This window comes from Terrabacter carboxydivorans (genome assembly GCF_039532035.1).
Lineage (GTDB): Bacteria > Actinomycetota > Actinomycetes > Actinomycetales > Dermatophilaceae > Terrabacter > Terrabacter carboxydivorans.
This window is the reverse complement of record NZ_BAAARE010000001.1, coordinates 83,291-104,735: the sequence shown is the minus strand read 5'-3', so window position 1 is coordinate 104,735 and position 21,445 is coordinate 83,291. Positions and strand designations below refer to the sequence as shown.

Annotated in this window: 21 protein-coding genes; 11 read left to right on the top strand and 10 right to left on the bottom strand. The window is 73.0% G+C overall.

Annotated elements, in window-relative coordinates; translation table 11 throughout:
* The first annotated feature begins 3 nt into the window (after positions 1-3).
* The 4 genes from rhaI to ABD297_RS00490 all read left to right on the top strand — a co-directional run bounded on the left by rhaI (position 4) and on the right by ABD297_RS00490 (position 5,402).
* Positions 4-1,167 (top strand): L-rhamnose isomerase, encoded by a 1,164-nt coding sequence (rhaI, locus tag ABD297_RS00505; protein WP_344252150.1) that lies wholly within the window; start codon positions 4-6, stop codon positions 1,165-1,167.
* Positions 1,168-1,170: 3 nt separating this feature from the next.
* Entirely contained in the window at positions 1,171-3,228 is a 2,058-nt protein-coding gene (locus tag ABD297_RS00500) for a bifunctional aldolase/short-chain dehydrogenase (RefSeq protein ID WP_344252149.1), read from the top strand.
* Positions 3,229-3,241: 13 nt separating this feature from the next.
* The gene (locus tag ABD297_RS00495) at positions 3,242-4,681 is read left to right on the top strand and encodes a rhamnulokinase (protein ID WP_344252464.1); all 1,440 of its coding nucleotides are present in this window, start codon (positions 3,242-3,244) and stop codon (positions 4,679-4,681) included.
* A gap of 130 nt (positions 4,682-4,811) precedes the next feature.
* Complete coding sequence (locus tag ABD297_RS00490; RefSeq protein WP_344252148.1) at positions 4,812-5,402, top strand: hypothetical protein; 591 nt, start codon at positions 4,812-4,814, stop codon at positions 5,400-5,402.
* 46 nt (positions 5,403-5,448) lie between these two features.
* On the opposite strand, the gene ABD297_RS00485 is transcribed toward ABD297_RS00490, so the two are convergent.
* The gene (locus ABD297_RS00485) at positions 5,449-6,129 is read right to left on the bottom strand and encodes a GIN domain-containing protein (protein WP_344252146.1); all 681 of its coding nucleotides are present in this window, start codon (positions 6,127-6,129) and stop codon (positions 5,449-5,451) included.
* 481 nt (positions 6,130-6,610) lie between these two features.
* On the opposite strand from ABD297_RS00485, the gene ABD297_RS00480 reads away from it, so the two are divergent.
* A complete protein-coding gene (locus tag ABD297_RS00480; protein ID WP_344252145.1) occupies positions 6,611-7,615 on the top strand; it encodes a LuxR C-terminal-related transcriptional regulator in 1,005 nt (334 codons plus the stop codon).
* A gap of 116 nt (positions 7,616-7,731) precedes the next feature.
* Here the strand turns inward: ABD297_RS00480 and ABD297_RS00475 are convergent, their stop codons facing one another.
* From ABD297_RS00475 to ABD297_RS00455, 5 genes are all read right to left on the bottom strand, one after another.
* Positions 7,732-8,286, bottom strand: a complete 555-nt coding sequence (locus ABD297_RS00475) for an ABC transporter substrate-binding protein (RefSeq protein WP_344252144.1) — start codon at positions 8,284-8,286, stop codon at positions 7,732-7,734.
* Between the two features lie 215 nt (positions 8,287-8,501).
* Complete coding sequence (locus ABD297_RS00470; RefSeq protein WP_344252142.1) at positions 8,502-8,807, bottom strand: phosphatase RsbU N-terminal domain-containing protein; 306 nt, start codon at positions 8,805-8,807, stop codon at positions 8,502-8,504.
* Positions 8,804-9,196, bottom strand: coding sequence for an STAS domain-containing protein (locus ABD297_RS00465; RefSeq protein WP_344252141.1), 393 nt, complete (start codon positions 9,194-9,196; stop codon positions 8,804-8,806). The genes ABD297_RS00470 and ABD297_RS00465 overlap by 4 nt, the downstream gene beginning before the upstream one ends.
* Positions 9,197-9,222: 26 nt before the next feature.
* Complete coding sequence (locus ABD297_RS00460) at positions 9,223-10,179, bottom strand: STAS domain-containing protein (RefSeq protein WP_344252140.1); 957 nt, start codon at positions 10,177-10,179, stop codon at positions 9,223-9,225.
* A complete protein-coding gene (locus tag ABD297_RS00455; RefSeq protein WP_344252139.1) occupies positions 10,172-11,254 on the bottom strand; it encodes a sigma-70 family RNA polymerase sigma factor in 1,083 nt (360 codons plus the stop codon). Before ABD297_RS00455 ends, ABD297_RS00460 begins: the two co-directional genes overlap by 8 nt.
* Before the next feature lie 369 nt (positions 11,255-11,623).
* Between ABD297_RS00455 and ABD297_RS00450 the strand changes: the two genes are divergently transcribed.
* On the top strand, positions 11,624-11,869 hold the full coding sequence (locus tag ABD297_RS00450) for a three-helix bundle dimerization domain-containing protein (protein WP_344252138.1): 246 nt from the start codon (positions 11,624-11,626) through the stop codon (positions 11,867-11,869).
* Positions 11,862-12,521 (top strand): 4'-phosphopantetheinyl transferase family protein, encoded by a 660-nt coding sequence (locus ABD297_RS00445; RefSeq protein WP_344252137.1) that lies wholly within the window; start codon positions 11,862-11,864, stop codon positions 12,519-12,521. The genes ABD297_RS00450 and ABD297_RS00445 overlap by 8 nt, the downstream gene beginning before the upstream one ends.
* Before the next feature lie 69 nt (positions 12,522-12,590).
* On the opposite strand, the gene ABD297_RS00440 is transcribed toward ABD297_RS00445, so the two are convergent.
* From ABD297_RS00440 to ABD297_RS00430, 3 genes are all read right to left on the bottom strand, one after another.
* Positions 12,591-13,970 carry a M1 family metallopeptidase gene (locus ABD297_RS00440; RefSeq protein WP_344252136.1) on the bottom strand — a complete coding sequence of 460 codons (1,380 nt, stop codon included), beginning with the start codon at positions 13,968-13,970 and terminating at the stop codon, positions 12,591-12,593.
* Positions 13,967-17,908, bottom strand: coding sequence for a Pls/PosA family non-ribosomal peptide synthetase (locus tag ABD297_RS00435; RefSeq protein WP_344252135.1), 3,942 nt, complete (start codon positions 17,906-17,908; stop codon positions 13,967-13,969). Before ABD297_RS00435 ends, ABD297_RS00440 begins: the two co-directional genes overlap by 4 nt.
* Positions 17,909-18,054: 146 nt before the next feature.
* Positions 18,055-18,339 (bottom strand): hypothetical protein, encoded by a 285-nt coding sequence (locus ABD297_RS00430; protein WP_344252134.1) that lies wholly within the window; start codon positions 18,337-18,339, stop codon positions 18,055-18,057.
* 179 nt (positions 18,340-18,518) lie between these two features.
* On the opposite strand from ABD297_RS00430, the gene ABD297_RS00425 reads away from it, so the two are divergent.
* From ABD297_RS00425 to ABD297_RS00415, 3 genes are all read left to right on the top strand, one after another.
* Positions 18,519-18,833, top strand: a complete 315-nt coding sequence (locus ABD297_RS00425; RefSeq protein ID WP_344252133.1) for an ANTAR domain-containing protein — start codon at positions 18,519-18,521, stop codon at positions 18,831-18,833.
* A gap of 81 nt (positions 18,834-18,914) precedes the next feature.
* Positions 18,915-19,571, top strand: a complete 657-nt coding sequence (locus tag ABD297_RS00420; RefSeq protein WP_344252132.1) for an HAD family hydrolase — start codon at positions 18,915-18,917, stop codon at positions 19,569-19,571.
* A gap of 69 nt (positions 19,572-19,640) precedes the next feature.
* On the top strand, positions 19,641-19,865 hold the full coding sequence (locus ABD297_RS00415; protein ID WP_344252131.1) for a hypothetical protein: 225 nt from the start codon (positions 19,641-19,643) through the stop codon (positions 19,863-19,865).
* Positions 19,866-19,883: 18 nt separating this feature from the next.
* On the opposite strand, the gene ABD297_RS00410 is transcribed toward ABD297_RS00415, so the two are convergent.
* Entirely contained in the window at positions 19,884-20,231 is a 348-nt protein-coding gene (locus ABD297_RS00410; protein ID WP_344252129.1) for a histone-like nucleoid-structuring protein Lsr2, read from the bottom strand.
* 173 nt (positions 20,232-20,404) lie between these two features.
* Between ABD297_RS00410 and ABD297_RS00405 the strand changes: the two genes are divergently transcribed.
* On the top strand, positions 20,405-21,445 hold the full coding sequence (locus tag ABD297_RS00405; protein WP_344252127.1) for an iron ABC transporter substrate-binding protein: 1,041 nt from the start codon (positions 20,405-20,407) through the stop codon (positions 21,443-21,445).

Sequence of the window (21,445 nt, the reverse complement as noted above, 5' to 3'; positions counted from 1 at the left end):
GACATGACGACATTCAGTGAGATCGCACCGCGGCTCGAGGACCAGGCCATCGAGGTCCCGTCCTGGGCCTACGGCAACTCCGGCACCCGCTTCAAGGTGTTCGGCTCGCCCGGCACCCCGCGCACGGTCGAGGAGAAGGTGGCCGACGCCGCCACGGTCCACCGCTTCACGGGCCTCGCGCCGCTCGTCTCGCTCCACATCCCGTGGGACCTCGTGGACGACTTCGGTGCCCTGCGGCGCTACGCCGAGGACCTGGGCATCGGCCTCGGGACGATCAACTCCAACACGTTCCAGGACGACGACTACAAGCTCGGCGCCCTGACCCACACCGACCCGCGGATCCGCCAGAAGGCCATCGACCACCACTTCGCGTGCATCGACGTCATGCACGAGACGGGGTCGCGCGACCTCAAGATCTGGCTGGCCGAGGGCACGAACTACCCGGGGCAGGGCGACATCCGGGGCCGCCAGGATCGCCTGGCCGAGAGCCTGCGCACGATCTACGAGCGGCTCGGCGAGGAGCAGCGGCTCGTGCTCGAGTACAAGTTCTTCGAGCCGGCGTTCTACCACACCGACGTGCCGGACTGGGGCACCTCCTACGCCCACGTGGCCGCGCTGGGGGAGCGGGCGCTCGTCTGCCTCGACACCGGGCACCACGCGCCGGGCACCAACATCGAGTTCATCGTCGCCCAGCTGCTGCGCCTCGGGAAGCTCGGCTCCTTCGACTTCAACAGCCGCTTCTACGCCGACGACGACCTCATCGTCGGGGCGGCCGACCCCTACCAGCTCTTCCGGATCCTCTTCGAGGTCATCCGGGGTGGCGGCTACGGCCCCGGGAGCCAGGTCGCCTTCATGCTCGACCAGTGCCACAACATCGAGGCGAAGATCCCGGGCCAGATCCGCTCGGTGCTCAACGTCCAGGAGATGACGGCACGGGCGCTGCTCGTCGACGCCGAGGCGCTGCGCTCGGCGCAGGAGGCGGGCGACGTCCTCGCCGCCAACGAGATCTTCATGGACGCCTTCTACACCGACGTGCGCGCCGACCTCGCCGCGTGGCGCGAGAGCCGCGGGCTGCCGGCCCGTCCCGTGCAGGCCTACCTGGGCAGCGGCTACCAGCAACAGATCGAGGCGGACCGCGCAGGCGGCACGCAGGCAGGATGGAACTGACCCATGAGCGAGTCCCCGAACCACACGACCCCGGCCCCCGCGGCCGAGCTGATCGCCCGCTCCAACCGGCTCGGAGCCGACCCCAGGAACACCAACTACGCCGGCGGCAACACCTCCGCCAAGGGCACCGTCACCGACCCCGTCACCGGCAGGCCGGTCGAGCTCGTCTGGGTCAAGGGGTCCGGGGGAGACCTCGGCACGCTCACCGAGAGCGGCCTGGCCGTGCTCCGGCTCGACCGCATGCGCGCCCTCGTCGACGTCTACCCCGGCGTCGAGCGTGAGGACGAGATGGTCGCCGCCTTCGACTACTGCCTGCACGGCAAGGGGGGCGCCGCGCCCTCGATCGACACGGCCATGCACGGCCTGGTCGACGCAGCGCACGTCGACCACCTGCACCCCGACAGCGGCATCGCCATCGCCACCGCCGCCGACGGGAAGGCCCTGACCGCAACGATCTTCGGCGGCAAGGTGGCCTGGGTGCCGTGGCGCCGACCGGGCTTCCAGCTGGGTCTGGACATCGCCGCCATCAAGCGGGAGAACCCGCAGGCCGTCGGCTGCATCCTCGGCGGCCACGGCATCACGGCCTGGGGTGAGACGAGCGAGGAGGCCGAGGCGAGCTCGCTGTGGATCATCGAGACCGCCGCCGCCTACATCGCCGAGCACAGCCGGCCCGAGCCCTTCGGACCCGCCCTCGAGGGGTATGCCGCCCTGCCGGAGGAGGAGCGTCGGGCACGCGCGGCCGCCCTCGCGCCCACGGTCCGGGGCATCGCCTCGCGCGACCGTGCCATGGTCGGCCACTTCACCGACTCCGACGTCGTGCTCGACTTCCTCGCCTCGGCCGAGCACCCCCGGCTCGCCGCGCTCGGCACCTCGTGCCCCGACCACTTCCTGCGCACCAAGGTCAAGCCGCTCGTCCTCGACCTGCCCGCGACGGCCACGCTGGAGGAGTCGGTCTCGCGCCTGCAGGAGCTGGCGACCGCCTACCGCGAGGACTACCAGGGCTACTACGACCGCAACGCAGACGCCGACTCCCCGGCGATCCGCGGCGCCGACCCGCTCGTCGTGCTCGTGCCGGGCGTCGGGATGTTCAGCTACGGCAAGGACAAGCAGACGGCCCGCGTGGCGGGCGAGTTCTACGTCAACGCCATCAACGTCATGCGAGGCGCCGAGGGGCTCTCGACCTACGCACCGATCGACGAGGCGGAGAAGTTCCGCATCGAGTACTGGGCGCTCGAGGAGGCCAAGCTGCAGCGCATGCCCAAGCCCAAGGCCCTCGCCACGCGGATCGCTCTCGTGACCGGCGCGGCGAGCGGCATCGGCAGGGCGATCGCCACCAAGCTGGCGTCCGAGGGCGCCTGCGTCGTCGTCGCCGACCTCGACCTGGCCAGGGCCGAGGCGGCCGCGGCCGAGATCGGGGGTCGCGACGTCGCGATCGGGCTGCAGGCCGACGTCTCGGACGAGGCCCAGGTGCAGGCCATGGTCGACGCGGCCGTGCTGGCGTTCGGCGGCCTCGACCTCGTGGTCAACAACGCCGGCCTCTCGCTGTCGAAGTCGCTGCTCGAGACCACGGTCGCCGACTGGGACCTCCAGCACGACGTCATGGCCAAGGGCTCGTTCCTCGTGTCGCGCGCGGCGGCGAAGGTGCTCATCGAGCAGGGTCTCGGCGGCGACATCGTCTACATCTCGTCGAAGAACTCGGTCTTCGCCGGACCCAACAACATCGCGTACTCGGCGGTCAAGGCAGACCAGGCCCACCAGGTGCGCCTGCTCGCGGCCGAGCTCGGTGCCCATGGCATCAAGGTCAACGGCGTCAACCCCGACGGGGTCGTGCGTGGGTCGGGCATCTTCGCGAGCGGGTGGGGAGCCAACCGTGCAGCCGTCTACGGCGTCGAGGAGGACAAGCTGGGGGAGTTCTACGCCCAGCGCACGCTGCTCAAGCGCGAGGTGCTGCCGGAGCACTGCGCCAACGCGGTGTTCGCCCTCTGCGGTCCGGAGATGACCCACACCACCGGACTGCACATCCCCGTCGACGCAGGCGTCGCCGCAGCGTTCCTCCGGTGAGGCGATGACGACCATGGGGACGTCGACGGCGCACGTCGCCGCGATCGACCTCGGGGCCACGAGCGGTCGGGTCGTGCTCGCGGAGGTCGGTCCGGACCGACTGGAGCTGCGCGAGACGGCCCGGTTCGCCAACGGGCCGTTGCGCCTGCCCTCGGGCCTGCACTGGAACCTGCCGAGCCTGTATGCCGGTGCCCTCGACGGCCTGAGGGGTGCGGCCAGGGCGGCCGGGGCGGGAGGGCTCGCGAGCGTCGGGATCGACGCCTGGGCGGTCGACTACGGTCTGGTCAGAGGCGACCGCCTGCTCGGTCTGCCGTTCCACTACCGGGACGAGAAGCGTTGCGACACAGGCCCGCCGACGGTCCACGACCTCGTCGGCGTGACCGAGCTCTATCGCCACAACGGGCTGCAGTTCCTGCCCTTCAACACCCTCTACCAGCTTGCTGCCGACCCCTGGACCGCGCTCGCCGACCGGGTGCTGCTCGTGCCGGACCTCGTCGCCTGGTGGCTCACCGGTCGCATGGTGGCCGAGCGCACCAACGCGTCGACGACCGGGCTGCTCGACCCACGCACGGGCGAGTGGGACCTCGTGCTGCTCGACCGTCTGGGGCTGCCGCCCAGCCTGCTGCCCCAGCTGGTCGAGCCCGGCAGCACCATCGGACCCCTCACCGGCCTCGTCGCGGCGGAGACCGGCCTTCCGGGTGTCCCCGTCGTCGCCGTCGGGTCGCACGACACGGCGTCCGCGGTCGTCGGCGTGCCCCTCGAGGGGGACGACGCGGCATACCTCTCGCTCGGGACGTGGGGACTCGTCGGCGTCGAGGTGGACCGACCGGTCGTCACCGAGGCGGCGCGAGCCGCGAGCTTCACCAACGAGGGCGGGGTCGACGGACTCACCCGGCTGCTCACCAACGTCATGGGCACGTGGATCCTCAGCGAGACCCTGCGGTCGTGGGAGCGCGAGGACCGGGGCCCCTCGACTCGCAACGACCTTTCCGCCCTGCTCGCGGCGGCCGCCGAGGTCGACCCCAGGTCGGTGCCCGTCGTCGACGTGCAGGACCCCCGCTTCCTGCCGCCCGGCGACATGGGCGACCGCATCGCCTCCTGGTGCCTCGCGCACGACCTGCCGGCGCCGTCGACGCGGCCGGCCGTGGTCCGGACGATCCTCGAGAGCCTCGCCGTCGCCTACGCGCGAGCGGTGGACGCCGCCGCGACCCTGACAGGACGGGCCGTGCGGACCATCCACGTCGTCGGAGGCGGGTCGCAGAACGCCCTGCTGTGCCAGTCCGTCGCCGACCGGTCAGGCCGGGTCGTCGTCGCCGGACCCGTCGAGGCGACGGCCCTCGGCAACGTCCTCGTCCAGGCGAGGGCCGCGGGGCTCGTCGGGCCCGACCTCGCCTCGCTGCGCGAGCTCGTCGCGCGCACCCACGCCCTGCCGCGCTACGAGCCGCGGCCCTGACCGTTGGGGACGTCCGACGGGGTGCGGCCGACCGTCGCAGGCGGTGGCCCATCGATCGGCACGTCTCGGTCACGTCTCGGTGGGGCCGACTGCCACACCCTGGAGGGCCGGGCGCGGCACGCTTGCCGGTGTGAGGGGGACTGGAGGACGCCGGTCGTGGGTCCGCCGCGCCGGCGCCGTCGTGGGCGTCGTCGTGACGACCACGGCCCTGTCCGCGGTCACGGCGTGCACGGCCCCGCACCCCTCGTGCGACCCGTGCGCGGGCCCGTCGACGTCCCGACCGCCGGCTCCGCTGACCACGACGATGTCCGTGGACCTCGCGGTCGGTGGCGAGCTGCCCGCGGACGACGCCGCCGCGCTGTCGGCCGGCTCGTCGCGGCCCTGCCCGCTGACGGTCCACCGGCCCGGCAACCGGCTGGGCCTCGGGGTCGGGAGCGTCGTCCGGTTCACCGCGACCGCGCCGCCCTACGGACGTGCTGCCCTCTCCATCCCGGTCGCAGCGACGGTCACGATCGACAGTGCCGTCACGGCCTTCATCTACGCCGGTCCGCACGTGGACGCGGACGGGAACCTCGTGGGGGCGGGTTGCCGGTTCACCGGACGGGGCGTCGTCCCGAACGCGTCCGAGTGGACGGTGCAGCTGCCGGACGGCACGTCGTTCACGCACCGCGGCGAGTCGCGGTCGGCGGAGGGCCTCGGCGCCACCTTCGGCGCGGGCTGACGCCAGACCCTGACCGCCCCTGACGGCAACCGCTGCCGGCGACCGGTCACGGGTTGCGCAGCACCGCTCCGCCGGAGGTCTCCACAGAGGTCGTCGCCGGACGGCGGGTCAGGGTCAGCACGACCCCACCGGAGGCGGTGCCCTTCAAGGTGCCGCTGACGGTGACCGAGCCCACCACGCCGCCGCTGAGGTCGACGGTGGCGTCCGTCGCGTGCAGGTCGCCCAGCTCTGGCAGGGCGCCACCGCTGGCGGTGAGCTCGAGCATGCCGGCAGACCCGGAGAGGGTGGCGCGCGCCCCACCCGACATCCGGACCACCAGCCTCTCGGAGGTGCCGACCGGTCCGGAAGCGCTCGCGCCGCCCGAGAGCTCCACCCCGTCCAGCTTCGGCACGGTGACGGCGACGACGAGGCCCTGTGCGGACACGTAGCCGCTCGTGGTGTCGACGGTGAGGCGCGACCCGGACACCTCGGTGCGGGTGATGTCGCGGATGTTGGGCTGCGCCGTGACGACGACCGTGCGCGGACCGGTGGCGAGGCGCACCTGGATCCCGGCGCCGGCGCTCACCTCGGTGAACGCCGCGACGTCGCGTGCCTGCGACCCCACGTCGCCGGAGCCGACGACCATGCCGCCGGGCGATCCCAGGTTGCACGCAGCCAGCAGCGCGGCGAGCAGCACGCTGAGCAGGGCGCTCGCTCCGACGGTGCGCCGGCTGACGGTCGACCTCATGGTGCCTCCTGCCACCAGCGTGCGGCGGCGGCGTCAGGGGCAGGCAGGGTCGAAGGTCCCGCAGCAGGTGCGGAGGCAGCGGCGCCCGGGCGGGCGGCAGTTGCTCGCCGGCACGATGACGCCCCGGCCCTCGGCGCCCCTCCCCGAGGGCCGAGAACCGGGGCAGTCGTGGCCCGTCCGCAGTGGGACGAGACTGAGCCGGGTGGCGGCATACCCCCCTGTGGCACGCACACCGCCAGGGCTGTTCGAGACCCCGTCTCCCACGATGGGGCCCCGAGCCAGCAGTCGGCCCTGCCATGGTGCCCTCCGGGCCTGCTGAGTCGGCATCCCCCTGAGGCTGACCATGAGGGTCATCCTCAGGGGGAGGTCTCCGGCTGGGAGACGCGGGACGAACCGCCACACGACCCCCGAAGACGTACTAGCGTGGCCCCGCCTGCCCGCACGGGCGGCAGCAGGCCGGCAGCGGTGGAGAGGCGGTGCGATGGTGCTGAGCGACCCGACGATCCGGGCACTGCGGTTCGCCGACCAGGTCATCCACGAGGCAGACCGCGCCGACGTCTTCACGGTCTACGACGCCTGCCGGGCGGCCATCGGCGCGATCACCGTCCTCGACGACTTCTACGTGGCGCTGCTGCGCGAGGACGACCGGCGGATCTCCTACCCCTACCTCTTCAGCAACGGCAGCTACGCCGAGGCGGGCACCATGACCTACGGCCCAGCCGGGGTCGTGGCGTGGGTGGTCGCCTCCAAGCGGCCCTACCGCTACCAGGACGACGACGGGGCGCTGCTCAACCGGGGCGTCCGGTTCGGTGACGGCGAGCCGTCCGCCGACGCCGTCATGGTCCCGATGCTCACCGAGGACGGCGTGGTCGGGGTGCTCGGGGCCCTGTCGGACACTCCGGGGACGATGACCGACGAGGTCGTGGACGCCCTGACGTGGCTCGCCGCCGTCGTCCGGGACCGGATCCATGCGGCGAAGCCGGGCAGGGGGCTCAACCTCGCGGCGGTCTATCCGGAGCTGCAGGACACCGGTCGCGCGGGCACGCTCATGGCGGTCAACCATGCGGCATCGGCCCTCACCGCGATGGCCGCCGACATCCAGAAGGTGGCGGCGATGGACGACGCGGAGGAGCGCTCCGCAGCCCTGAGCAGCCTGAGTCGCCGCTGCTTCGAGGTACAGGCTGCCCTGATGACCCGCCTCGGAGGGCACGCCGACACCGACTCCGAGCCCGATCCCCGCCCGGACCCGCTCGAGCGGCTCTCACCGCACGAGCGGAGCGTCGTCGACGTCGTGACCGGCCCGGACGGCGACCCTGGCAACGCCGCCGTCGCCGAGACCCTCGGGATCGGGACCGCGACGGTCAAGACCCACATGGCCTCGGTGCTGGCCAAGCTCGGGCTCGAGCACCGGAGCGAGCTGCGCTGGCTCGTCGGGCGCGGCGAGGGCGACTCGGCCCCTGACCCCCGGGCCCGCGGGCGCGGCTGACGGGCCGGCGACGTCCCCGGGTGCACGGCCGATGGCGCCGACCGGGGAGGTGGTCGGCGCCATCGGGGTGCCCGGGTGAGATCAGACCCGGGCCGTGCAGCGGGGCTGAGCCCGGGTCAGAGACCGAGCAGGCGGTTCAGCAGACCGGCCAGGCCGGTGACGCCGTTGCCGTCGAGCAGCCCGGCGACGGCACACAGCAGGTTGCCGAGCAGGTTGCCGGCGCCCGTCTGGCCCGTGATGTTGAGGACGACCTGGTTGAGGTCCACGTTGAGGCCCAGCAGGTTGAGGTGCAGCGGCCCGAGCACGAGGTTGAGGATGTCGCACGAGCCCGCCGTCGTGGCGCTCTGGACCGTCGTGGTGACCGTCTGGCTCACCGGGACCGTCTGGCCCGTGAGGGTCTTGAGGGTGCCGGTGACGAGCCCGGTGACGCCGAGCTGGCCGTTCTGGTTGGAGAAGCCGGTCGGCGCGAACGAGCCGGTGAAGGTGCCGACGCCGGCGATCGCCTGGCTGATCGTCGACGAGGCCGTCGTGCGCGGCGTGCTCGCGGCGGCCGGTGCAGCGGTGGGCGCGGCCGAGGGCGCAGCGGACGCGGCGCTTGCAGGCAGCAGGCCGAGCGCAGCGGTGGTGGCGAGGGTGGCTCCGGCGGCGCACAGCTTGGTGGAGAGCTTCATGGGGTGACTCCTTGATCGGTGTACGAGCGGCCTCGTGGGCCGTCGGTCACCGGTGAAGAGGGCGCGGAGGCTCGGACATGACGTGGCGTCGCGGATCGACGAGGCCTGACCGGGCGCCGCCGCAGCGTGCCTGAGCACGCAGGTCCCGGCCCCTGCCGAAATTTCCGCAGGACCTCCCGCGTCATGCATCCCGGCCCAAGGCGTCCGCCGCCGCGTCAGGGTCCGAGCACGCTCCGATGGGTCATGTCGTAGGCGGCGAGGACGTCCAGGAGCAGCTCGCCCGACTTCGTCAGGATGTCCACGTGGTCCTCCGCGACGGCCGAACCGAACACCTCGAGGGTGAGCTCGTGGTGGACACGGCACACGTCGAGCAGGCTGATGCCGGCGACGAACGCGCGTCGGCCGAGCTCGTAGGCGGACTCGCGGGCGGCTTCGTCGCGCCGCGGGAGGAAGCGCAGCAGGGTGGCCCGGTAGTCCTGGGTGAAGTCGTCCAGGGGCGGTCGGCCGCCCGTTCCGGTCACCTCGGGGCGTCGCGTCGCTCGGACCCGGCGCGCGGCGCCTGGTGGGGCTCAGGTGGCGTCTGGGCAGCCAGCAGACCGAGGCCCTCCTCGAGGTCGAGGGCGGTCGGCACGTTCCCGGTGCCCATCCCGAGCCGCACCATGGTGAAGGCGACCTCCGGCTGGATGCCGACGACGACGGTGAGCGCCCCGCGCAGGCGGGCCATCTCGGCGATGCGCCGCAGCGTCAGGGCCGCGAAGGAGTCGATGACATCGAGGGCGGCGACGTCGATGATGACGCCGCGCGACCGGTGCTCACCGATCTGGTGGACGAGGTCGTGCTCGAAGCGGACCAGCTGGGAGTCGTCCAGGGCAGTGTGGACCGATGCGATCAGGGTCGATCCCTGTCGCATGATGGACACCAGTGCCGGTCCGCCGTTCACGAGCTCGTGCTGCCCTCCCTCCGGGTCACGTAGCCGAGCTGCCGCTCGGCCTCTTCGAGGCCACCCTGCAGGTCGCCGATGGTGTTCATCTTGCTCAGGTCGACGCCGATGGTGACGAGAGTCTGGGCGATCTTGGGCGAGAGTCCCGTGATGATGACGCTCGCACCCATGAGGCGTGACGCGTCGACCGTCTGCACGAGGTGGTTCGCGACCGCCTCGTCGACGTCGGGAGACCCCGTGATGTCGATGACGACGACCTTGGCGCGGTGCTTGCGTATGCCGGTCAGCAGCTGCTCGGTCAGCTGGCGGGCCCTCTCGCTGTCGAGCACACCGATGATGGGCAGGATGAGCAGTCGCTCGCGGACGGGCAGGACCGGCGTCGACAGCTCGCGGATCGCGTCCTGCTGCTGACGGATGACGCGTTCGCGCTCGTCGACGAAGCTGACCGCCACGGTGTTGGCGATGCGGTTGGCGGCGGGTTCGTAGGCGTCGAGCACCTCGTTGAGCAGGGCGAAGTCGCGCTGGTACTTCTCGAAGAGCGACCGGGCGAGCACGTCGCGCAGGAGCAGCACGATGCCGACGACCTCGTGGGTCTCGACGCCTCGGGGGATGATGCGCTCGGAGAGGTCGCGGGCGTAGTGCTGCAGGGCCTCGACGCTCCCGGTCTCGAGGACCTCGACGTAGTTGTCGTAGACGGACGTCGTCTCGGCCGCCATCTCCTGGGGGGTCATCGCCGTCAGCAGGTGGGCCTGCTGGATGCGCTCGGCCCAGTCCCGGCGCAGGCGGGTGCGGTGCTCGCGCAGGTGCGAGACGAGCTGGGAGAGCAGGTGCTCCCCGCCCTCGGGTTCGGCGGGCACCCGCTCCTCGCGGGCCGGTCCCGGCCCCACCTCGCGGCGGTCCTCAGGACGGTCCTCGGGACGGTCCTCGGGGCGGCCCTCGGTTCGGTCATCCATCGTTCGTCCTCTCCCACTTCGTCATGGTGACGGTCGTCCCGTGTCCGGGCTCGCTCGCGATGGCGAACTCGTCCATGAGCCGACGCACCCCGGGCAGTCCCAGGCCGAGTCCGCCGTACGTGCTGAAGCCGTCGCCGAGCGCACGCTCGACGTCGGGTATGCCGGGCCCCCCGTCGCGGGCCACGATCTGGATGCCGCGTCGCGGCGTCTCGAGCAGCTCGACCACGACCTCACCGGAGCCCGCGAAACGGACGATGTTGCGGCACACCTCCGAGACGGCCGTCGCGATGACGGTGAGGTCGGTGGGGCCGAACGCCAGACGGGCCGCGACACCGCGCGCAGCGCCGCGGGCGGCGACGATGTCGGGGTCGCCGGTGACGGCGATGCGCAGGGTGTCCTCACGCTGCTGACCCCGCTCGAGCAACGGTTGGCTCAGGCGGGCGCACGGCTCGCACTCGAGGAGGTGCTGCGCCGCCTGCACCTCGCGCTGGCGCCGGTGGTCACCGCCGCTGAGGGCGATGAGCACGGGTCGGCAGCGCTCCGTCGGAGGCTCCACCTGCTCGACGGCCAGGAGGTACTCCACACGGAGGCGGGCGCGGGTCCGGTTCAGCTGAGCGGCCACGGCGCCGGCGGTGCTGCCGTCACGCGCGGCGAGGGTGCGCGTGTCGGTCCCGGTCACCTCGTGGTCGAGCAGGGTGCGCCGCTCCCGGTCGGTCAGCCGCGCGAGAGCGGTGGCCATCGCCGACTGCTCCTCGTCGAGCACCACCCGGGTCTCGGGGGCGTCGGGAGTGCTGAGGTCGAGGGCGCGGTGCTGGTTGCGGCTGCGGCGGTCGGCATCACGCCACATCGAGGCCACGACGTTGCGCGCCGTCACGATGGCATACGGCTCGAGCATGCCCGGCTCGATCGTCGAGGACGCCGCGAGCACCCGGGTCAGCGTCTCCTGCACGAGGTCCTCGGCGGAGGGGTGCGCGCCGACCCTGGCACGGACGATGCGACGGACCATGGGCAGCAGGTCCGCGACGTCGTCCGCGCTGTGGCCGGGCACGGGCCCGGCACGCTCGGCTGCGGTCACGGCCGCAACGTACCCACACCCGGTCCTGCCACGTCATCCCATCGGCGCGGAGGCGTCGTCTCCAACGACCCGCCTCGTCGGCGGGCCACGACGGAAGGACATGCATGACCGTGATGACCCTCGCTGCACTCGGCACGGGGCTGGCCCTGATGCTGTCGCTCGCGCGCCTGGAGTCCTGGCTGGGCGAGGAGGTCGACGACGAGTCGGAGCCGGTGGCCGGCCGCCCCCGGGGCCTCCCTCGCCAGCACCCTCGCCAGCACGCCGGCCAGCATGCCGGCACCGGCCCCCGATCCCTCGCGGGACGGGGTGGCCGAGATCCGCTCGGGGTGAGGCCTTGCGGGGGCGGCGCGACGCCCCGATCCTTGACTCGTGGACCGCGCCGACGAGATGAGGGCCCTGACCGACGTCAGGGCTCGCCTGCAGGAGCACTTCCCGCAGCTGGATGCCGACGTCGTCGAGGCGGCGGTGCGCCTCGCCCACTCCGAGCTCACCGGCCCGGTGCGTGACTTCGTGCCGGTGCTCGTCGAGCACGCGGCCCGCGACCGCCTCGCCTTCGCGCTGCGCGACGACACCGGTGGTGGTGATCCCACGCCGCCTGCGGCGACGCATGGCTGAGGCCCTGGTCGACCTCTGGGTGCGCGACACCGCCGTCGATCCCGACCCGGGGCAGGACGGCTCCGACGCGGGCAGCCTCGACGAGCACGAGCGCGAACGGTGGTCCCGTCTGACCGACGCGTCTGCGGCCCGCGCCTACCTCGCCCTGCACCTGCTGGCGCGGTCCGAGGTCGGGCGGCTCCTCGGCCGACCTCCGGGGTCGCTGCGCTTCGACCGGACCTGTCCCGACTGCGACCGCCAGCACGGACGCCCGCTGCTCGTCGACGACCCCGGGCTCCACCTGTCCCTGAGCCGGGCCGGGACCGTCGTCGCGCTCGCGCTCAGCCGGTCGGGAGCGGTGGGAGTGGACGTGGAGCAGGGCGCCGGGACGCGTTTCGAGGGTTTCGGGCAGGTCGCGCTGCACCCGTCCGAGCGGGAGGGCGGTGTCGACAACGCGCTCGCGTGGGTGCGCAAGGAGGCGTGCCTCAAGGCGCTCGGCGTCGGCCTGCGCGTCGAGCCAGCGTCGTTCGTCACCCCGCGCGCCGGTGTCCTCACCGAGGTCGTGGGCGGTATGCCGTCCCTGACGGTCGTGGACATCGACGCACCTGCTGGGTGCGCCGCCGCGGTCGCCCTCGTGTCCAGGCCGGGCCCGTTCGAGGTCCGCCACCACTGAGCCTGCCGGTCCTGCGGCCTCGGCTGCGGAGCCGCAGGTCCAGGAGGCGTCGGTCCAGGAGCCGCAGGTTCAGGAGGCGCCGGCGGCCGGCTCGAGCCGCGGCAGGTCGGTGCCCCACAGCCACTGCTCGAGCAGGTCGCGGGCCCGCGCGGCCGCGGCGTCGGCCCGGGCGCGCGAGCGGGGGTGGGAGCGACGCACGTGCACGTCGACGAGGTCGACGAGGTCGTCGGTCGACACCGACCCGTGCCGGTGGGTCGCCGTCCAGTCCCGCAGCAGCCCGAAGAAGGCGGTGTCGCCGACCTCGAGGCGCAGGGCGTGCAGCGTCAGGGCCCCGCGCTTGTAGACGCGGTCGTCGAACATCAGGTCGGGACCCGGGTCGCCCAGCACGAGGTCCTGCGGCAGGCGGGAGAGCAGGGCCCAGTGCGTCGAGGCGCTCGTGGCGGCCGGGACGCCGTCGGCGTGCTCGGCCCACAGCCACTCGGCGTAGCAGGCGAAGCCCTCGTTGAGCCAGATGTCGGACCAGGCCTCCGGGGTGAGGCTGTTGCCGAACCACTGGTGAGCCAGCTCGTGGGCGACGAGGCGCTCGTGCCGGCGCCGCCCGTCGAGCCAGTTGGGGCCGAAGGTCGCCAGGGCGTGCGCCTCCAGGGGGATCTCGAGGTCGTCGGCGGTGACGACGACGGTGTAGTCCGCGAAGGGGTAGGGGCCGAAGAGCGTGCCGAAGAGCGAGGTCATCTCGGGCAGGCGCGCGAGGTCGTGCATGACCGGTCGCTCGTGGGTCGCGGGGAGCAGGACCGTGACGGGGACCTCGGCGGACGGGAGCGTGCGCCGGACGTAGCGCCCGACGTGGACCGTCGCGAGGTAGGTCGCCATGGGCACCTGCTGCTCGAAGACGCGTCGGGTGCGGCTGCCGCGCACGCGGGTCTCGACGAGCGTCCCGGAGGCCACGACGTCGTAGGGCGAGTCGGACTCGAAGGCGATGCGGTAGGTGGCCTTGTGCCGTGGGTGGTCGTTGCACGGGAACCACGTGGGGGCGCCGTTGGGCTGCGCCGCGACGAGGGCGCCCTCGGTGAGCTCCTCCCATCCGACCTCCCCCCAGGGCGTGCGGGCGGGACCCGGCGTGCCGGCATACGTGATCGCCACGCTGGTGCGGGTGCCGCGGGGGAGGGGCACGGGCGGGGTGACGACGACGCGGGGGCCGCGGTGCGTCCACTTGGCGGGCGTGCCCCCGACGGCGACCTTGAGCACCCGAAGTCCCACGAGGTCGATGACGAGCCGCCGCACGTCCTCGAGCACGGTGACGTCGAGGACCGCGCGCCCCCCGAGCCGGTTGGTCGACACCTTGTAGTCGAGGTCGAGGTCGTAGTGCGTGACGACGTATGCCGGGTCGCCGCGGTCCGGCGTGTAGGTGTCGGTGAGTGCGTGGACCTGTGGGGCGAGGATGCCGCTCACGGGGCGTCGGCCACGACGGGTCCGGGTCCCGGCGCCGGGGCGGCGACGGGTGGTGTGGCGACCTCGTGGCCGCTCCACGACGCGATCGGGTTGCCGGTCCAGCGGGTGCCTCGGGGCACGCTCTCACCGCGCAGCACGAGCGACCCCGGACCGACCGTCGCCGCGCGCCCGATGCTGGCCGCGGGGAGGATGACGCCGTTGGGGCCGAGCGTGGCTCCGTCCTCCAGGGTCACCGTGTCCATGCTCATGATTCGATCATGGAAGAGATGGGTCTGGAGCACGCAGCCCCGGTTGACGGTCGCGCCGTCGCCCAGGGTCACGAGGTCCGCCTCGGGCAGCCAGTAGGTCTCACACCAGACACCGTGCCCGATTCGGGCCCCGAGGCTTCGCAGCCAGACGTTGATGGCAGGCGTGCCGGTCGCGGTCCAGGCGAACCACGGCCCGGCGACCATCTCGACGAAGGTGTCGACGACCTCGTTGCGCCAGACGAACGAGCTCCAGAGCGGGTGCTCGACGGCGCCGATGCGGCCGACGACGACCCACTTCGCGAGGGTCGTCACGGCGGCGGCAGCGGCGCCCGCGGCGGCGAGCACGACCCCACCAAGGGCCGCGGCGCCCGCGAGGCCGACGAGGACGACGAGCCACTGGAGCGCGACGAGGACGCTGACGGCGATGGCGACCGTCACCATGACGGGCACGACGCGACACAGCTCCACGAGGCCACGGACCACCTTGAGTCGCAGGGGCGGCGCGAAGGTGCGCTCCCCGTCGGAGCCCTGCGGCGGCCGTCGCAGCCGCACGGGTGGGCTGCCGAGCCAGCTCGACCCCGCCTTGGCCTTGTACGGCGCCGCCGAGAGCACGGCGACGAGCCCGTGCTTGGGCACGCGCCGGCCCGGTGCCGTCATCCCGCTGTTGCCGAGGAAGGCCCGCTTGCCCACCTTGGCCGGGGCGATGTGCACCCAGCCGTGTGCCAGCTCGTAGCCGGCGACGAGGGTGTCGTCCGCGAGGAAGGCGCCGTCGGCGACGGAGGTCATCGACGGCAGCAGCAGCACCGTCGAGGCCTCGACGTCGCGCCCGACCGTCGCGCCGAGGGCCCGCAGCCATGACGGCGTGACGAGGCTGGCATAGATCGGGAAGAGCAGGGTGCGGGCCTGGTCGAGCAGGCGCTCGGTGGCCCACACCTGCCAACCGACGCGGCTGCGCACCGGGAAGTAGCCCTCGCGCAGGCCGACGCCGAGGAGCCGGACGAGCACGATGGTGACCGCGGCCAGGGTGAGCATGCCGAGCACCGTCACCGCGGGGACGGCCGCGTATGCCGTGACGACCGCCGCGCGTCCCTCGGCCCGACCGACCGCGCCGCCGACGAGGAGCACCCCGGGCAGCAGCGCGAGGAACGGCAGGACCGACAGGACGACGCCGGAGAGCCCGTAGACGGCCAGCCACGCGGGCGCGGCCGGCGGGCGCTCGGAGGGCCACGCGGAGCGGCCCGGCGAGGTGACGCGCTGCGCCGGCGACCCGGCGACGACCCGACCGGGCCGCACGGACCTCAGCACCGTCGAGCCCGCCTCGACGACGACGTCCCGGCCGATGTGGACGTCGGGGCCGATCGTGCTGCGGGCGCCGACGACCGCCTCCCGGCCGACGTGGACCGGACCGAGGTGCACGAGGTCTCCGTCGATCCAGTAGCCGGAGAGGTCGACCTCGGGCTCGATGCTCGCGCCCGCCCCGATGGTCAGCATGCCCGTGACCGGCGGCACGCTGTGCAGGTCGACACCGGGTCCGATCGAGGCGCCGAGCATCCGGGCGTAGTAGATGATCCACGGGGCGCCCGCCATGGTGATGGCCCCCATCGCGTCGGCGAAGCGCTCGGCTGCCCAGAGGCGCAGCTGCACGCTCCCGCCGCGCGGGTAGGTGCCGGGGCGCACGCCGGCGAGCAGCAGGCGAGCACCCAACGCGGACAGGCCCATCCGCCCGAGCGGGCTGATGAACGCGACCCACCCCACGGCGATCACCCACCAGGAGACCGGCACCGACCACGGCGCGAGCCCGGAGAGTCGCAGCAGCTCGGTCAGCGTGACGAGGCCCACCAGCCACTGCAGGCCCTTGACGGTGAGGAGCACGACGGAGACGACGGTCTGCACGAGCTGGGTCCGGCGGGGGATGCGTCGCACCGTGCGGTCGACCCGCGACGAGCCGCCGGTGTCCATGCTGTCGAGGAGCTCGGCCTGGGCGCCGAGCCGTGGGTGGGCGTGCACGTCGGCCACGGTGACGGTCGGGAAGCGCTCGCGCAGGAGGGACACGAGGCGGGCCGAGGAGAGGCTTCCGCCGCCGAGGTCGAAGAAGTCGGCCCCGGCGGAGCGCGCCGGCGTGCCGAGCACCGCCGTCCACTGGACGGCGAGCCAGGCAGCGGTGCCGGAGAGCTCGCTCGGCTCGTCGTCGGCGGCGCCCGGCAGCGGCCACGGCAGGGCGGCCCGGTCGACCTTGCCCGAGGTGCGGGTCGGGAGCGTGTCGACGACCGCGAGGAGCGGTACGAGGGCGGACGGCAGCTCCTCGTGCAGCCGGGCCAGCGCGTCGGTCTGGTCGAAGGCGTCCGGGGGGTCGGGCACGACGTAGCCGACGAGGACCTGGCCGCCGGCCGTCGTCGTCTTGACGGCGGCGGCCGCGCCCGAGACGTGGGGGAGGGACTGCAGGGCCGCGTCGACCTCGCCGAGCTCGATGCGCCGCCCGCCGAGCTTGACCTGCTCGTCGGCGCGACCGACGAAGACGAGGCCGTCGGGGTCGTTGACGACGAGGTCGCCCGAGCGGTAGGCGCGGTCCCACCCGAGGGTCGGCATGGCGGCATACTTCTCGGCGTCCTTGGCCGGGTCGAGGTAGCGGGCGAGCCCGACGCCGCCGATGATGAGCTGCCCCGTCTCGCCGACACCGACCGGCCGCTCGTCCGGGCCGACGACCGCGAGGTCCCACCCGTCGAGCGGCAGGCCGATCCGGATCGGTCCCGTGCCGTCGAGCCGCGCCCCGCACGCGACGACGGTCGCCTCGGTCGGGCCGTAGGTGTTCCACACCTCACGGTCGGGCGTCACGAGCCGCTCGGCGAGGTCCGGGGGGCACGCCTCCCCGCCGAAGACGAGCAGCCGCACCGGCTCGAGGGCCTCGGCCGGCCACAGCGCCGCGAGCGTCGGCACCGTCGAGACGATGGTGACGTCCTGGGCCACGAGCCACGGGCCGAGGTCCATGCCGGTCCGGACCAGGCTGCGGGGCGCCGGCACGAGGCAGGCCCCGTGGCCCCAGGCCAGCCACATCTCCTCGCACGAGGCGTCGAAGGCCACGGAGAGACCGGCGAGCACCCGGTCGCCTGGTCCGATCGGACTGTCCTGCAAAAACATCCGTGCTTCGGCGTCGACGAAGGCAGCCGCCGAGCGGTGCGACACGGCCACCCCCTTGGGCACGCCCGTCGAGCCCGAGGTGAAGATGACCCAGGCGTCGTCGTCGGGGCCCACCGCCGGGAGGACTCCGCGCGGGGGTCGGGTCGTGGGGCGTCGCGACGACCGGACGCCGGGAGGCACCGTGACCTGTCGACGGGCGCCCACCACCGCCGTCACGGCCGCCTCGGAGAAGACGAGGTCGGCACGCTCCGGCGGGTCGTCGACGTCGACGGGGACGTAGGCCGCGCCGGCGTGCAGGATGCCGAGGACCGAGACGTAGAGGTCGGCCGTCCCCGAGGGGGCCCGCACGCCCACCCGGTCCCCACGGCATACGCCCGCGGCTGCCAGCTCGAGCGCGAGTCGCCGTGCCCGCTCGGTCAGCTCGGCATAGGTCAGGACCGTCCTGGTGTCGTCGAGCGCCGGCGCGTCGGGGTGGCGCGCCGTGACGTCGGCCAGCACGTCGAGCAGCGTCCGCGGCGCCGGGGCACGGTCACCGGCCAGCAGGGGATCCACCACGCGCACTCCTCGTCCGGGCCGCCGCCCGACGCGGCGACCGGCTCCCTGCCGAACCTAGCGCCGTCGGGTGAACGGACGGTGCTGCCCGGCCCGACCGGACCGCGTGCGGACGCAGGGGAGCGTGGGGTGGCTCGGTTCAGCGCGGTTCAGCGCGGGTCGTCGCCGCTCACCCCGAGGCGGACCTTGCCCTTGCTCGGGCAGTCGTCGACATGGGCGAGAGCGTCCTTGCGGGCCTTGTCGCGCGCCCGGCGCGCGGGCCCGGTCCAGTCACAGCTCTTGCAGTAGCCGAGCACGAAGGCGCCGTCCTCGTGCGTGTTGTCCGCGTCGACGGGCTCGAGCACCGCGCGGTGCTTGTGCCCCTCGCCGTCCTTGACCGTCAGGTCGTCGCCGCTGCGCTTGAAGAACCGCGGGCCTCGTCCTGACTTCGCCATGGCGACATCGTCCCCCACCGCTGCCGGCGGCGACCAGCGAGGGCCCAAACCGCGGATGCGAGGGGGCCAGACGGAGATCTGGCGGGCGCGGCGCCTCCTTCGTAGGCTGGGAGGGAGCCCGGTCCCGGACTCGTCGCCCTCGACCCCTGACCGGTCGACCGAGACCACAGGAGTATGCCGTGAACCAGCGCCGTGCATCTGTGTCGCAGTCCCAGCGCGCCCCGGCCGTGCCCGCGGAGCGCTTCCCGCCCGAGACCACCGAGGAGTACCTCCTCGACGCCCTCGAGCGTCTCGACGCCTCCGAGATGCGCGCCGACCAGCTGACCCATGCGCTCGTCCACTCGCGGACCATCGGTGCGGCCATCGGGGTGCTCATGGCCATGCAGAAGGTCACCGAGGCCGAGGCGTTCGACCACCTGCGCGAGGCGAGCATGGCCCAGAACCGCAAGCTGCACGTCATCGCCCAGGAGGTCGTGGACCGCGGATCGCTGTAGACCGGTCGCCGCAGACCGGTCGCCGCAGACCGGTCGCTGTGGACCGGTTGACCCCGTCACCGGGTGGGGTAGGTGCCAGCCATGATCGACACCGTCATCCTCGACGTCGACGGCACCCTCGTCGACAGCAACTACCACCACTGCCTCGCCTGGTCGCGCGCGTTCGCCCGGCGCGACCTGTTCCCGCCGCTGTGGCGCATCCACCGGGCGATCGGGATGGGTGGCGACAAGCTCGTCGCCGAGGTCTGTGGGCAGGAGGTCGAGGACGAGCACGGCGATGCGCTCCGCGAGGAGTGGACGAGGCAGTTCGACCCCCTCATCGGCGAGGTCCGGGCCTTCGAGGGGTCCCGCCGGCTGCTCGAGACGCTCAAGGAGCGCGGCCTGAAGGTCGTCCTCGCGAGCTCGGGCCAGCCCCAGCACGTCGAGGTCTTCCTCGACCTCTTCGACGGGCGTTCCCTGGCCGACGCGTGGACCGCGGCGGAGGACGCCGAGGAGAGCAAGCCGGCAGCGGACCTGCTGCTCGCCGCGCTCGAGCGCGTCCACGGCACGAGCGGCGTCATGGTCGGGGACGCGACCTGGGACGCGCGCGCCGCGGGGAAGGCGCGACTGCCGGCGCTCGGGCTGCGCACCGGCGGGTTCGGCGACGACGAGCTGCGTGACGCCGGGGCGACGGAGGTCCTCGACGGGCCGCAGGCGCTGGCCGACGCGGTGACGCACGGGCTGCTGGACCGCCTCTGAGCGCGGGCGGCCGCGGGTAGCCTGACCTCTGCAGACCTCCCCACCAACCCGACTCGGAGACACCAGAACGTGACGTCGCAGCCCGACTGGAGAAGCGGAACCCCCCACCCCACCGGGGGCTACGACAAGGTCATCGTCGCCCGCGGCGACACGCTCTACTTCACGGCCGCGCGGCTGCACCGACTGGACGGGCCTGCCGTGGAGGCCGAGGACGGCTCGGTGCAGTTCTGGGTGCACGGCCAGCAGCTGACCGAGCAGCAGTTCCGCGACCGCGCTGCGGGTCAGCAAGGCTGACCGGAACGGCGGGCGCTCCTAGTGCTGGGCGGCGTTGTAGGCCTGGACGACCGCCTGCGGGATGCGTCCTCGGGCCGGGGCGTGGTGACCGTGCTCAGCGGCCCAGGCGCGGATGAGCGCGTTGCGGGACTCGCCGACGGCGGGCAGCACGGTCGTGGACCGCGTCAGCGTGCGGGCCTCGGTGGGACGCTCCTCGCCGGCCCTGCGGGCCTCGGCCACCCACCCCTCGAGGGACGCCCTGAGCTCGTCCGCGTGCGCGGCCGACAGGTCGATCTCGTAGGCGATCCCGTCGATGCCGAAGGTCACCGTCTCGGTGGCGTCGGACCCGTCGAGGTCGTCGACGAGGGACACGATGGTCTGACGCATGGCAGGAGCGTAGTGGGCGCCGGTCGCGTGTCGGTGCAGCGGTGTCCGTGTCGCCACGGCCTCGATGGACGCGGTCGGGACCACCCTCCGGCGGCATGTAAGGTAAGCCTTACCTACCGAATCGAGCCGTCACCTGCGCACGGCTCCCTCCCCGGATCACGAAGGCAGCTCACATGACCTCCCGTCCTCATTCCTCCCTCAGCGTCGCCGTCGCGGCGGTCGGCGTGCTGGCCCTCGCGGCCTGCGGCTCCGGCGCCTCGACGAGCGGCGGCTCGACCGGCGGCTCGGGCGGCATCACGCTCTACAACGCCCAGCACGAGAGCCTGACCCAGGAGTGGGTCGACGCGTTCACCAAGCAGACCGGCATCAAGGTCACCGTGCGCAACGGCTCCGACACCGAGCTGTCCAACCAGCTGATGCAGGAGGGCGCGGCCTCGCCGGCCGACGTCTTCCTCACCGAGAACAGCCCGGCCATGACCCAGGTCGAGAACGCCGGCCTCTTCGCCGACGTCGACAAGGCGACGCTCGACCAGGTGCCCGCCGAGTACCGCCCGTCGACGGGCAAGTGGGTGGGCATCGCCGCACGCTCGACCGTGCTCGTCTACGACAAGCGGAAGGTCCAGGCCAACCAGCTCCCCGCCTCGATGCTCGACCTCGCCAAGCCGGAGTGGAAGGGTCGCTGGGCCGCGTCGCCGTCGGGCGCCGACTTCCAGGCCATCGTCTCGGCGCTGCTCGAGCTCAAGGGTGAGTCCGTCACCAACCAGTGGCTGACCGCCATGAAGACCAACGCCAAGGTCTACAAGGGCAACAGCACCGCGATGAAGGCCGTCAACTCGGGCGAGGTCGACACCGCGCTGATCTACCACTACTACTACTACGGCGACCAGGCCAAGACCGGCGAGAACTCGGCCAACCTCGGCACGCACTACTTCAAGAACCAGGACCCGGGCGCGTTCGTCTCGGTGTCCGGTGGCGGCGTGCTCAAGTCGTCGAAGAACGCCGCGGCGGCCCAGTCGCTGCTGAAGTTCATCACCGGCAAGGCCGGCCAGGAGGTTCTCCAGAAGGGCACGTCCTTCGAGTACGCCGTCGGCTCCGGCGTCGCCTCCAACCCGGCGCTCGTGCCCCTCAAGGACCTCCAGGCCCCGACCGTCGACCCCGCCAAGCTCAACTCCGCCACGGTCACCGATCTGATGACCCAGGCTGGTCTGCTGTAG

What these genes read in the sequence shown, in the direction of transcription:
- rhaI (WP_344252150.1), top strand. Translation starts at nt 4, where the DNA reads ATGACGACATTCAGTGAGATCGCACCGCGGCTCGAGGACCAGGCCATC.
- ABD297_RS00500 (WP_344252149.1), top strand. Translation starts at nt 1,171, where the DNA reads ATGAGCGAGTCCCCGAACCACACGACCCCGGCCCCCGCGGCCGAGCTG.
- ABD297_RS00495 (WP_344252464.1), top strand. Translation starts at nt 3,242, where the DNA reads ATGGGGACGTCGACGGCGCACGTCGCCGCGATCGACCTCGGGGCCACG.
- ABD297_RS00485 (WP_344252146.1), bottom strand. Translation starts at nt 6,129, where the DNA reads ATGAGGTCGACCGTCAGCCGGCGCACCGTCGGAGCGAGCGCCCTGCTC.
- ABD297_RS00480 (WP_344252145.1), top strand. Translation starts at nt 6,611, where the DNA reads ATGGTGCTGAGCGACCCGACGATCCGGGCACTGCGGTTCGCCGACCAG.
- ABD297_RS00475 (WP_344252144.1), bottom strand. Translation starts at nt 8,286, where the DNA reads ATGAAGCTCTCCACCAAGCTGTGCGCCGCCGGAGCCACCCTCGCCACC.
- ABD297_RS00465 (WP_344252141.1), bottom strand. Translation starts at nt 9,196, where the DNA reads ATGCGACAGGGATCGACCCTGATCGCATCGGTCCACACTGCCCTGGAC.
- ABD297_RS00460 (WP_344252140.1), bottom strand. Translation starts at nt 10,179, where the DNA reads ATGGATGACCGAACCGAGGGCCGCCCCGAGGACCGTCCCGAGGACCGT.
- ABD297_RS00445 (WP_344252137.1), top strand. Translation starts at nt 11,862, where the DNA reads ATGGCTGAGGCCCTGGTCGACCTCTGGGTGCGCGACACCGCCGTCGAT.
- ABD297_RS00430 (WP_344252134.1), bottom strand. Translation starts at nt 18,339, where the DNA reads ATGGCGAAGTCAGGACGAGGCCCGCGGTTCTTCAAGCGCAGCGGCGAC.
- ABD297_RS00420 (WP_344252132.1), top strand. Translation starts at nt 18,915, where the DNA reads ATGATCGACACCGTCATCCTCGACGTCGACGGCACCCTCGTCGACAGC.
- ABD297_RS00410 (WP_344252129.1), bottom strand. Translation starts at nt 20,231, where the DNA reads ATGCGTCAGACCATCGTGTCCCTCGTCGACGACCTCGACGGGTCCGAC.
- ABD297_RS00405 (WP_344252127.1), top strand. Translation starts at nt 20,405, where the DNA reads ATGACCTCCCGTCCTCATTCCTCCCTCAGCGTCGCCGTCGCGGCGGTC.